7 protein-coding genes and 3 pseudogenes are annotated in these 12,700 nt (G+C 39.1%); 3 read left to right on the top strand and 7 right to left on the bottom strand.

The window, feature by feature from the left end:
- The first annotated feature begins 439 nt into the window (after positions 1-439).
- Positions 440-2,059, top strand: a complete 1,620-nt coding sequence (locus FTU05_RS05740; protein WP_180164537.1) for an oleate hydratase — start codon at positions 440-442, stop codon at positions 2,057-2,059.
- Positions 2,060-2,479: 420 nt separating this feature from the next.
- Here FTU05_RS05740 and FTU05_RS05735 read toward each other — a convergent pair.
- Positions 2,480-2,623 (bottom strand): annotated as a pseudogene (locus FTU05_RS05735) (IS4 family transposase); the annotation flags it as partial.
- A gap of 12 nt (positions 2,624-2,635) precedes the next feature.
- On the opposite strand from FTU05_RS05735, the pseudogene FTU05_RS05730 reads away from it, so the two are divergent.
- Positions 2,636-3,985, top strand: a pseudogene (locus FTU05_RS05730) (fructose-specific PTS transporter subunit EIIC); the annotation flags it as partial.
- Between the two features lie 29 nt (positions 3,986-4,014).
- On the opposite strand, the pseudogene FTU05_RS05725 reads toward FTU05_RS05730, so the two are convergent.
- Positions 4,015-4,251, bottom strand: a pseudogene (locus tag FTU05_RS05725) (hypothetical protein); the annotation flags it as partial.
- A gap of 247 nt (positions 4,252-4,498) precedes the next feature.
- On the opposite strand from FTU05_RS05725, the gene FTU05_RS05720 reads away from it, so the two are divergent.
- Positions 4,499-7,846: a DEAD/DEAH box helicase gene (locus FTU05_RS05720; protein WP_180164535.1), complete on the top strand. Its 3,348-nt coding sequence runs from the start codon at positions 4,499-4,501 to the stop codon at positions 7,844-7,846.
- A gap of 17 nt (positions 7,847-7,863) precedes the next feature.
- Here the strand turns inward: FTU05_RS05720 and FTU05_RS05715 are convergent, their stop codons facing one another.
- The 5 genes from FTU05_RS05715 to FTU05_RS05700 all read right to left on the bottom strand — a co-directional run bounded on the left by FTU05_RS05715 (position 7,864) and on the right by FTU05_RS05700 (position 12,593).
- Complete coding sequence (locus tag FTU05_RS05715) at positions 7,864-9,153, bottom strand: type II toxin-antitoxin system HipA family toxin (protein WP_180164533.1); 1,290 nt, start codon at positions 9,151-9,153, stop codon at positions 7,864-7,866.
- A complete protein-coding gene (locus FTU05_RS05710) occupies positions 9,150-9,458 on the bottom strand; it encodes a helix-turn-helix transcriptional regulator (RefSeq protein ID WP_034582588.1) in 309 nt (102 codons plus the stop codon). The genes FTU05_RS05715 and FTU05_RS05710 overlap by 4 nt, the downstream gene beginning before the upstream one ends.
- 286 nt (positions 9,459-9,744) lie before the next feature.
- Positions 9,745-11,127, bottom strand: a complete 1,383-nt coding sequence (locus FTU05_RS17875; protein WP_257230091.1) for a DEAD/DEAH box helicase — start codon at positions 11,125-11,127, stop codon at positions 9,745-9,747.
- 221 nt (positions 11,128-11,348) lie between these two features.
- Entirely contained in the window at positions 11,349-12,107 is a 759-nt protein-coding gene (locus FTU05_RS17870; RefSeq protein ID WP_257230090.1) for a hypothetical protein, read from the bottom strand.
- 123 nt (positions 12,108-12,230) lie between these two features.
- The gene (locus FTU05_RS05700) at positions 12,231-12,593 is read right to left on the bottom strand and encodes an antitoxin Xre/MbcA/ParS toxin-binding domain-containing protein (RefSeq protein ID WP_180164531.1); all 363 of its coding nucleotides are present in this window, start codon (positions 12,591-12,593) and stop codon (positions 12,231-12,233) included.
- Positions 12,594-12,700 lie beyond the last annotated feature (107 nt).

The following is a 12,700-nucleotide window of genomic DNA, read 5'->3' as shown; positions in this document are numbered from 1 at the left end:
TTGTTCCACTTTAGATATTTGTTTAAGATGAGATGTAACTCATTGAAATGTGTCATCATATTCGTCGTCAGAAAACAAGTATTATGCCATTATTTCAATGAGTTATCTTTTTTTGTCGTGTACAAAGATATTTTTTAATGATAAATAAAAAGCCTATTTTTAAAGAAATTTAGCATACGGCATAGTGAAAACAACAATAGAGCAATTACTCAACAATAAACATTAACATCAATTATTTAGATCATATTCAATTTTAATAAAAAGACAAATGTGTATTAAAAATAGCCATCATACGTCTATTTTTGATTACAAAATATAATGAGGGGATTGCTTCCCATTTCATACATTTTTCATATATAAAAAGACATACTATTTTTAAGGTTTTTCTAAACCAATTTTTTTACTTCATAATTTTTAACATCATAATTAAAGGTGAACCATGCAAAATAAGAAGCGCACCCCATTAGACGCGCAACAGTCCCATCTTTGGATTATTGGTGGTGGTATCGCAGGTATGGCTGCTGCTGCATTTGCAATCCGTGATGCCAAAGTCCCTGCCAAAAATATCCATATTTTAGAAGAACTCGATATTTCAGGTGGTTCGATGGATGGTGGACATACACCGCATGCCGCGCAAGCTTGGGTAACACGTGGTGGGCGAATGCTGACCGATGAAACTTATTTGTGCCTATGGGACTTATTTTCCAGTATTCCATCTTTGGAAAATCCAGACATTTCGGTGCGTGAAGAATGTCGTGAGTTTAATGAAAAAGTGAAAACCCACGCCAATGCACGGTTGATTGATGCCGAACATGTCATTGCGGATGCAGCAAAGCTTGGTCTGAATACGCTACATCGTGCACAGATGCTGCGCCTATTAGCTTCAAAAGAAGAAAAAATTGGCAGTCGCCGCATTGATGAGTTTTTTGATGAAACCTTTTTTGAAACCAATTTCTGGCGCATGTGGCGCACGACTTTCGCTTTTCAAAAATGGCACAGTGCAGCAGAGTTAAGACGCTATTTCTTGCGTTTTATTCAAGAATTGCCACGCATTCATACCTTAGCGGGTGTGAAACGTACCAAGTACAACCAATATGACTCGATGATTCTGCCCCTACAGCGTTGGTTAGTCGCACAAGGCGTCGATGTGCGTTTTGGACACTATGTCACAGATGCAGACTTCATTACCAATGCTGAAACTCAAGAACGCTACGCTTCACGCCTATATGTACAATTGCCTGAAGGCTCAGAGCAAATTAATCTGAAAGCCAATGATTTAGCTATTTTCACTTTAGGCTCTATTACAGCAGACTCACGTTATGGCGGTAATCATGACGTGCCTGCTCTTATTCGTCATCGAGAAGATCATGGCTGGACGCTTTGGGAAACGCTGGCACAAAAAGCCCCAGACTTTGGCCGTCCAATGACTTTTTATGGCAATGTCGATGAACATAAGTGGGAGTCTTTCACTCTGACCATGAAAGATGACGTGCTACTTAAACGTATTATTGACTATACAGACAATGAACCAGGCACAGGCGCACTCATGACTTGGTATGAGTCGGGTTGGCATTTATCCATCGTGGTTCCTGCACAGCCACACTTTGCCGACTTACCTGAAGGTTTATATACCTTATGGGGCTACGGTTTCCAAATTGACCATATAGGCGATTACATCAAAAAACCAATGTCCGAAGCCACGGGGCAAGAAATCCTAACAGAACTGATTAAACAGCTCGGTTTTGACGACATTTTAGATCATGTTTTGGCAACGACTGATGTTACTACCGCCATGATGCCATACGCCTCTGCCCTATTCGCCTGCCGTAAACCGGGGGATCGTCCACAGGTAATTCCACAAGGCTCACAAAACTTTGCTTTCCTTGGACAGTTTGTGGAAATTGAAGATGACGTGGTCTTTACTGTGGAATATTCAGTTCGTGGGGCGATGCTTGCCATTTATGAATTTTTTGGGGTGGAACGTGAAATCCCTGAAATTTACAACGGTCTACTTGATCCCAAAGTGGGTTTAAAAGCTTTAGAAACAGTGTTCCACTAAGTTTTTAATATATAGCGATAAGAGCACCTTTATGTCGCCACTATTACATAGTTTAATTTAAGCAACGTTTGGATACACGAGTGTGGCAGGGATGCCACACGTTATCCATCATAATAGGGATGTTATGTATGGGTAACAAAGGCTTTTGCTTTCTTTTGGCTTATCAAAAGTAAGGGTATTGCCTACACAAACACCTTTTATACTTTATTGAAAGTTGAGGCCGTGTACGCACCTAATTTTAAATTGGATAAAAAGAAAAATTAGATAAAACTTTATACCTCATTCGTAAATAAATTGACTAATCAACATAGGAAAAACATCTCCACGTTTTAAATAATACTCCGAAACTGACTAAGTGCTTTTCTATCTTTTTCTCATGATTTTAGATTTCATAAAAATTACCTCTGTACACGACAAATTTCATAGGATCCTTGCCCTATCAGGCTTTTTCTTTCTTAAAATTGCTAGCACTTTCTTAAATTCTTCTTTTTTTCCAAAACCAATCAAACGTAGAATAGCCATTTGAACATAGTCCAAACCGTAGCGAAATAAACTTACTGAAATGTAGGGGTTACACGGTTTGTCGCCATTACAGCATGTCCAACTGGTGTTGCGCATACGTTTATGGCGGCCGAAGCCTTACAACAAGGTGCAGTAAAGCACGGTTATCAGATTGATGTTGAAACCCAAGGATCGGTTGGGGCTAAAAATATTTTATCGGCAGAAAGTATTGCCAAAGCAGATGTGGTGATCTTAGCAACGGATATTGAGGTCAATACAGATCGCTTTGTAGGCAAACGTGTATATCGCTGCAGTACAGGATTTGCCCTTAAGCAAACGGATAAGACTTTTGCAAATGCAATTGCTGAGGCCAAAGTGCTTGAAACGGGTAAGCAAATAGCCACTAAGACAGGAAATGAAAACAAAGAAAAAACAGGAATTTATAAACACCTTTTAACAGGGGTGTCTTTCATGCTGCCGATGGTGGTGGCGGGCGGTTTGATCATTGCCATCTCGTTTATGTTTGGCCTCAATCCTGTTGAAGGAAGCTTTGCCGCATCCTTAAAGCAAATAGGTGCTGCAGCATTTACTCTTATGGTACCTATGCTGGCAGGTTACATTGCTTATTCTATTGCGGATCGTCCGGGTTTAACTCCAGGTTTGATTGGCGGTTTACTTGCCACACAATTAGAGGCAGGCTTTCTCGGTGGATTAGTTGCAGGTTTTATTGCAGGTTATATTGCGTTATTTTTATCGAAACAGCTTAAACTCCCGAGTAGCCTAGAAGCATTAAAACCAATATTGATTATTCCACTATTGGCCAGTTTAGCTGTTGGTTTAATCATGATTTATGTGGTTGGACAGCCTGTTGCACAATTGTTTGAATTACTCACACACTTCCTTGCCAATATGGGGACGACCAATGCCATGATCATGGGGGTTATCCTTGGGAGTATGATGTGTATTGATGTTGGGGGCCCAATAAACAAAGCGGCTTATGCCTTTACGGTGGGCTTACTTACGTCACAAACATACGGACCGATGGCGATTACCATGGCTGCGGGTATGGTACCGCCATTGGGTATGGCAATTGCAACTTTTCTAGCAAAGCATAAATTTGCCAAACCTGAGCAAGATGCAGGGAAGGCTGCTGTAGTTCTGGGCCTATGTTTCATTTCGGAAGGGGCTATTCCGTTTGCTGCCAAAGACCCGATTCGAGTGCTTCCATGTGCGATCGCAGGTGGTGCTGTAACTGGGGCTTTGGTTGCATTATTTAAATGTGAACTAGTCACTCCTCATGGCGGTGTAATGGTACTGATCATTCCGAATGCGATGAATTATCCATTAAAATATTTATTGGCGATTGCGATTGGAAGTGTGGTGACTGGTGTAGCTTATGCCGTAATAAAACAACGGTTAGAATAAGCCCTTCATAGAAGCTTTGTGAAAGCTATTTAGTGCAATAAATGAATATTATGCTCAATCCTATTTTGGATCAGTTGGAGAGTCTCTGCTTGAATTTGTCCAGGTAATAGGTCATGAGCGATATTGCTGAATCAGATTGTAACCTTACAAATCGAGCCAATAATTTCATCAACTTCTTGGACACAAAGTTCCGCTTCCTGAGTACCAAGTTTCACAAGAGCTTGTCGAGGAATATTCAGTGCCTCACCCATGATATCCATTTGATGTGGAGGAAAGTTCTAAACCTTTACTGATCGCTTCTGCACTGTATTCAAAGGCGATTAATGGCCGACCTGTGATTGCGGTTGAGGAGACCAATGTACCCCAAAGCCAATATTCACCCCATCCATTGTAGTAAACATTAAGTTTTTGAGCATGGATTTATTTCCTTTTGATACGTTGGCGAGCAGTACTGTTCTGAAATGACAGCTTTGTCCGTTATAATTGTATAAACATTTTTGGTTTCTGGTAATTATGTCCTCATTGATCAATTTTCTATCTCGCTTTAGTACAGCAACTCTTCAGCGCAGTCTGAGCTATGCTAAACACATTGATAGGGAAACGATTGAGTTCTTTGAGGAAAAAGACGGGGTTACGATGTATGCCCAAATTGAAGGGACAGATTATTACGATACTGCAATTACCTATAATCCACAAAAAGACCGTTTAATCGATGACGACTGCACTTGTCCGGTTGGATATAACTGTAAACATGCTGCTGCTTTAGCACGGTTATTCTTTCAGGAATATCGCCAGGAATTTCAGCAGCGTTATGCTGACTCTCAATCCCCGCAGGGAATCGCAAAACGCCAACGGGAGGATGATCAGGCGCAGCGCTGGTTGAATGATTTTAAACGGTATTTACAACAGACTGAACCAGAGCAATCTGTCAAAACAAACAATTATTTAATTTACCTGCTAGATCAGTCTGTCAGCTTAAAGAAATTGACAGTTGATGTGCAGAAAGCCAGACGCAATAAAAATGGCTCAATTGCAGGGGAAAGTTATTATACCCAATATGAAAATATCACCAGAAAGCATCTGACTTTACCTGAACAAAAACGACAATTATTTAACCAGATTTATTATTACGCCAAAATAAACAGCGACGAGCGCTTTTATCAGAGCAATCTTGATATCTCCGGAATTTTATTGGAGCATTTCAAATCTTTTATTCAAAGTGGCGATGTGTACTGGCAAAAAAAGAGCCATACTGCACTTCAATGGTCAGAACAAGGCTATCACATCGAACTGATCTGGCAACAAGGTGTAAACAAACAGACAGAGCATTTAAACATTGAATTGGTCAATGGTGATATTCGACTCGATTTGAAATCAAATCCACATATTCAGATTCTCGCGAGCCATCCACCATGTTATGTGGATATTCAACAGAATACGGTGGGCCAGTTATATGGTGAATATACGGCAAATCTTCTGTACCATTTTTTACAGATGCCTGATCTTCCATCTACGCTCTTGCCAGAGTTTGAGCAGCTTAGCCATCAATATTCAGACGTGAAAAATCTGCCTCAGCCCGAGTCTATTCAGCATATTGAGGTTCTTGAGGGTAGTCCCCAGCCCATTTTACGCTTTGGTGTTGTAGATAAACTTCATTGGAAATGGGAAGAGTCTGTTTGTGCCGAAATTGAATTCTCCTATGCAGGCGGGCGAATAAAAGCAGGTACATCAGGTGACAGTTTTATTGGTGAGCAGCATGGCAAAATGGTGCGACAGCTTCGGGACTTAGTTCAGGAACAACAGTCAATCCAGCGTTTACAGCTATTGGTCGAATCACTGAAGTGGGTAAAAGATCTTAATTATTACCAGCAATTAAAACTGGATAAACAACGTCTTGATTCTATGGTTTTTGCGTTCTATGGAGACTGGATCAAACAGCTGATGCCCATCAATCAAATTGAATTGATTGGATGGCAGATAGAGCATCTGGAACACAGCCCATTTAAGCTGCAATATGTTGAAAATTTAAATATTTCCATCACTGAATCTGAAAGCCAACAAGACTGGTTCAATATCGGGGCGACCGTTCAGGACAGTGCAGGCAATAGCTATGATTTACTCGATGCACTTGTGGCTTTGGTGAAAGAACAGCCTGATTTACTTGATCCACGGATTTTTGGTCATCTGAATGACAGTCAAATTTTCACCGTGAAAACTGCAGTTGATCAACCTGATTTGGCGCTATCCGCTAGGGATATTAAGCCGGTATTATTGCATCTGCAGAGCATTTTACAGCAAGAAGAGCGCAGTATTGATCGCTATGATGCGAGTCAATTATTAGAATTGCAGCATAATCTTGGGATGACATGGCAGGTCAGTGATCGCCTGCAGAAATTTGTACATAAATTCAAACAAGGCTATCAGCAACAACTGCCAACACCACAAGGTTTTCAGGGGGAGTTGCGTCTATACCAGCAGCAGGGCTTAGGCTGGTTACAGTTTTTAAGGGAAACCCAGCATGGCGGGATTCTGGCAGATGATATGGGTTTGGGTAAAACAGCACAAACTTTAGCCCACTTACTCATGGAAAAGCAGGCTGGTCATTTGCAGGACAGACCCGCCTTAATTGTTGCACCCACATCGCTGATACATAACTGGTTCAAAGAAGCGGAAAAATTTACCCCTGAGCTCAAGGTACTGCTGCTACAAGGCCCCGACCGCCATCAGTATTTTGAGCAGATTTCACACTATGACATTGTGTTAACCACCTACCCGCTCTTGGCGAGAGATGAAGAGCAACTAAAGCAATATGAATATCATCAACTCATTCTGGATGAAGCGCAGAATATTAAAAATCCGCGTGCCAAAGCTGCACAGGTAGTACGGCAATTAACAGCGCGACATCGTCTATGTCTAACCGGTACACCTATGGAAAATCATTTGGGTGAGCTGTGGGCACTATTTTATTTTCTAATGCCAGGATTTTTATATTCACAAGAAATCTTTAATAAAAAGTACCGCTATCCTATTGAAAAACGCGGTGATCAGCAGTTAAGGCAAAAGTTGGTAAACCGCATTAAACCCTTTATTTTACGTCGCTTGAAAACTGACGTTGCCAAGGAATTGCCTGAAAAAACCACGATTGAAGTCAATATTGACATGAATGAGCAGCAATCCAAGCTATACGAGGCTGTTCGCGCCACGATGCAGGCAAATATTCAGAAAATTGTGGCAGAAAAAGGCTTTAAGCGTAGTCAAATCCAAATTTTAGATGCCTTGCTGAAGCTGCGTCAGGTCTGTTGTCATCCTAGCTTGCTGAAACTGGATTCAGTTAAAACCGGGCAGGCGTATTCTGCCAAACTTGAACAGTTGATGGATATGGTTGTTCCAATGGTGGAAGAGGGACGAAAAATTCTTATTTTCTCTCAGTTTACCTCAATGTTGGAACTGATTGAACAACAGCTCTATCACGCAGAAATTGGCTATGTGAAGCTGACTGGAAAGACCAAAAAGCGAGATGAAGTCATTACAGCATTTCAGTCTGGACAAGTGCCGGTATTTTTAATCAGTCTGAAAGCAGGAGGGGTCGGTCTGAATCTAACTGCCGCAGATACGGTCATTCACTATGATCCATGGTGGAACCCTGCTGCTGAAGATCAAGCTTCAGATCGTGCATGGCGGATTGGACAGGACAAGCCGGTATTTGTGTATAAGCTGATTACCAATAAAAGCATAGAAGAAAAAATTATTGCCTTGCAGCAGAATAAAGCAGAACTGGCACAGTCTATTCTAAGCACAGATCATGAGGGAGAAGCGAAACTGACGGAAAATGACGTGATGAACTTGTTTGAGAAATTTTAGTTTGGTTTCAGGTTACCCTAATCATCTGTAAGTATCTGAAAGTCTGGATGCAATTTTTTCCAATGTTCTCTTAATTTTTCTTTATGAACAGAAATCATAGGTAAGTCTAGTAATAGCGCTGGCCATACTGACCGTGCTTTATCGATGATCTCACGAAGTTGTTTTTCTATAACACGCCATGGAACACCGACTTTTTCAGCCCATTGTTCAAAGTGTTTCATCTCAGCTAAATACCAATCTTTATTTTTGGCAAGATTTAAGGCGAAATGACGCTCATTTTCAATATATACACTTGTCATCAATATATCGTATGCAGGGGATAATCTTGGCGTTGTTTTATCGTGATAAATCATACCCCAGTTCTTTAAGTGTGCATCTCCATTGGCGAGTAAAATATTGACGAGTAAACGGCTGGCAAATTGCTGAATATCAAAAATTTTGTTATCTGAATAGTGATAAATGATCTTACCGATCTGCTCATAATTTGTGGTGCTGTATTTCTGCTGTGGATATGAACCAAAGATCTGAGCAAAATCTTCAATATGAATAAGCTCTGTAGTATTAGCAGTACTCTGCCTATCGAATCTTTTGATTGCAAAAGCATATTGCTCTTGGGGTAAATTTAATGGTGGAAGGTTTTGTAAGAGTGCCATATCCACCAAGCGAATCTCAGGGACATCTATTCCGACCATTTTGGCAAGGCTCATCATAGAATATTCATTTAGCGGAACAAAAGCATGTCTGGAAGAAGGAGTTTTGATAATCCAGTCCCCGAGTAGAGACGATTCCGTTGCCTGGACTAGTGTAAAACGCCCATCTTTGGCTTTCATGGAAAACTTCATTTGGACGCCGGCCAAGGAAAACTTATTATCTGTTCGAATCTCTTGCTTTAAGATCTGATCTGGATTAGAGATCTGCAGTTTGAATTTTATTTCATCTGGAATTTCTTCTGGATCTAATGGAGTCGCAATGAGTGCTCCAGGTAAATCATGACCTAAAGCTGCCAATAACTGAAATTCATTGTCTATATGTACTTTGAGGCTTTGTGCAATCAGTTCGCGTAATGCACCTTCTGGTAGCAAGTTTGATAGCAAGGGATGTAAACGCTGATGTGTAACATAGGTCTTTTCTAAAATCTTATCCACTTGAGGATACAAGGGGGAAGTCAGCAGGCTCAAGGTTGGGCGTTGCTGATCAGAGCGGAAAGAATCTGTAAAAACCAGAATATTTTTTCCGCTCTGAAATCCTGCCAAGTATCCAACGACAGCGTGATGTAATGTTAATTTCAGGACGGCAACAGTATTCATGGTTCCTCTCCTCCGAGAAGACCCTTCCATGGGTTAGTCATTAAGTCATCCTGATCTTCAATAGTGACTTCAATTTCATCATTCAATAATTGTCTAATCAAATGAACCTTATCATCAGGGATGAGCATCAGTTGAGCATTTAATCCTGCCGCGATAATTTCTAAGGTCTCTAATCGAGGGTTACCCTGACTTTCCAGCTTTTGGTATTGCTGTCTTGAAATGCCTGTACGGGATTGCATATCAACTTGCTTTAAGCCCAATTGGGTTCGTCTTTTTTTGATTTGCTGAAGTAAAGACTCATTCATTGTAGACACATTTATTGCTTTTTAGTGTTATAAGAAACATATTAGTTTCTTTTTTCTTGAAAAGCAATTTATGATTTTATCATTTCGATCTGCAAAACAGCCTTAGCTACGTAGTGATCTGAAATGACTCTGAAAATACAGTTAAAATTTGCATTCGGACCCGCATCCTTTGTGATGGCCAGTTATTTTGATGCCAAGGAGACCCACACATTTAGAATTTTAAAAGCGGCTTTACGTTTAATTATCTTATGGATTGAAAATTGGGGTAGTGTCAATAGATCTAAAATTATAAAACGATATTATTGTGTGATTGTTCTACAATATAGCCTAGAGCTTTATAACTTTTACTCCTTCTCTGAAACATTTTGACAAATATCGGATGGTTAACATCAACATAATCATATACCTGAACTTCAAATTTACCTTCATTTGATCTATGAATACGCCCAACATATTGAGCCAAAGTGCCTTTCCATGAAATCGGGAATGCCAAGAACAAGGTATCTAAACGAGGAAGATCAAAACCTTCACCAATGTATTTTCCCGTGGCAATCACAACATGAGCATCATCTAAATTTTGTTTTTCTTTTATGTTTTTTGTATGGCTCATACCTCCCTGTAAAATAGATGTTTTATACCCTAAATCATTCAACTTATTTCTAAGATTTTCGGCATGTTTTCTACGTTCAGTTAAAATTAACGGGATCTGACCATTTTGAATACAATGAGAGACATCTTTAATAATGGCATTATTACGTTCTGTATCTTCAGTAAGATGTTGCATCAGCTTTGAAATATGTGGTTTATTTTCGGTACCAAAGAAAATTTCTGGGAATTCACCTTCATAATTTACTTTTATTAATAATTTTTTAAGCTGGGTGTGATTGTTGGATTTTGCTTTGTATACAATAGAACCAGCTTGCATGAAAATAATGGGTTGATGCCCATCTTGACGTTCTGGTGTAGCAGTTAACCCGAGAATGTAGTAGGGACTGACTTCACTGAGAAGAAATTCATAGCTTGGTGCGGATAAATGGTGGCATTCATCTACGATAATTTGTCCGTAATTAAAGGCGATAGGTTTGATTGAATTATTTACACGGTTGATTAGACTTTGATATGTTGCAATGTCAATTTGATTAGATGGTTTGGCTTTTCCACCTTGTATTGTACCAATTTCGACATCGGCTAAAAATGAATGTAATCGTTCTTTCCATTGAGAAACAAGTTCTTTGTTATGAACAATAATGAGTGTATTTGTTTGGCGTTTGGCAATGATAGAGATTGCAGTAACAGTTTTTCCAAAAGCCGTTGGTGCATGTAGAACTCCAACATCGTGTTCAAGGATTTTTTTACATGCCATTTCCTGTTCAGAGGATAATTCGGTAAGTAGATTTATATTGACTAATATGTTGCCTTTAGTACGTTGATCTTTTAGTTTTATTTTAGTATCTTGTTGATTAAGCAAGTGAATTATATCTGTTAGGCATCCTCGTGGTAAACTGAGATATTGTCCTTCAAGGCGGGCACAGCATATGTGTCTTGGAATTCCTGTCGTTGAAAAACGCATTGCTTGTGCTTTAAAAAAACGAGGGTTGGAGAAAGTGGCTAATCTTTTTAATTGAGCTATCAATTGAGAGGGTAATGTCTGAATTGGAATGTGAATCATATTTGCGAATACCAATTCAATAGCGTCTGGACATCCCGCGATCTTTTGATTTTTTTTTAGGAATATTTTTTACCCATGGAGCCTCATGGTCAACATCTGTTTGATTCTGTTCGATGAAATTGTAGCCTAGTTCATTCACAATATTATTAACTTCAGAAGAACTCATTAATTCAGTTTGTTGTAAAACAGTCCATGGGTCAGTAAAGGCATTAAAGTTACTGTCAATAAAGGTACCTATTTCCTAGCGCTCTTGCGTGCTTTTGTAAGGGTAATGCTATTAAATTTCCAAATCCGCCTGCTGGCATGTGATCTTGATTTGGAAACATACGATCATAAGATTCAAAATCTAGAGCTGGATAAAGTTCCATGGCCTTATCTAGAATACCTGCACCCATTAAGCGAGCTTGCTTAGCTGCAATTGGTTCAGAGAAAAATATCCAAACATGTGCGCCATTACCTGAACGAGAGCGCTCAACCAAAAATGGTATATTTAAAGATAAGCACGCTTCAGAAAATGCAGTTACACAATTTTTCCAATCTGATTTATCAAAATCTACTGCGAGTAACCTACATTGATCTGTTGCTAATAGTGGGTAAATGCCTATAACTTTCTGTCCAGTTAAATGAGAATAAAGAACTTCTTGTGTGATGGGTAATAGTTGACGGCTTTTACAGTCTGAACATTTAATTTGAGGTTTGTAACAAATGCCATGTTTCCACTCATTTGCACAAGCAACAGAATAACCAGATTTTCCACTGCTATTTTCCCAACGATAAGCAAAGGTATCAGTTCGTCCAATAAACCTTTGAGAAAATAATAAAAGTCTTTCTTCTGCTGATAAATAATTCTTATTTTTTTCTTCAAGCGATATAAGTTTTTCTTTTTCTTGATAAAGGCTTTGATATTCATTTTGTAATAATGTGATTTGGTCTAAAATTTGCTGTAATCTAACTGCAATTTCTTTTAACTTATTATTCACTGATTTTTCCTAAAACACAGCTATTACTGTCCTAATATCAAATCTTAAATTAAAGAATTACAATATAATAAATCAATTAATTTTCAAAATATTATACAAAATTATTTATATGCATTAATTTCTTTAAAGTTCTGCTCGAAGACCCTCTAGCAATTGTAAAACAGAGAACAATCCCTGAGCATTTTGAATCTGTTCTACCGGAATGCCATTAGTTAATTTATTTGATGACTTCATGAAATGCTGCATCCAGGTAGTATCTCCACCCGCCAGAGCATCTAGTGATGTGGTAATACGGATTAAAGTGAGGGCGATTTCTCCCTGTTTTGAAGTGGGATCTAATTCAAGAGAGGTTAAAGTTTTCACCGAATCTATACTGAGTATTAAGGCTAGTTGATCCTGTGCAAGACCAAGTCGTTCAGCAGCAGCTAAAACTGCCTTAGCTAATATCATTTTCTGTTTTGCAGTTTTTTCTGATGTTGTATGCATGACCGATCCCTGTTTCAGACGCTGCTAATTCATAGAGTTTATACTATTTAATTATCGTTGATCAGACACTCAATTTTTACTAAAGATATATTAAGTTTGGCTTTAGA

The sequence above is a fragment of the Acinetobacter sp. YH12049 genome (assembly GCF_013419875.1).
GTDB classification, from domain to species: domain Bacteria; phylum Pseudomonadota; class Gammaproteobacteria; order Pseudomonadales; family Moraxellaceae; genus Acinetobacter; species Acinetobacter amyesii.
The sequence above is the reverse complement of the archived record's forward strand: the minus strand, read 5'-3'. Positions and strand labels throughout refer to the sequence as shown.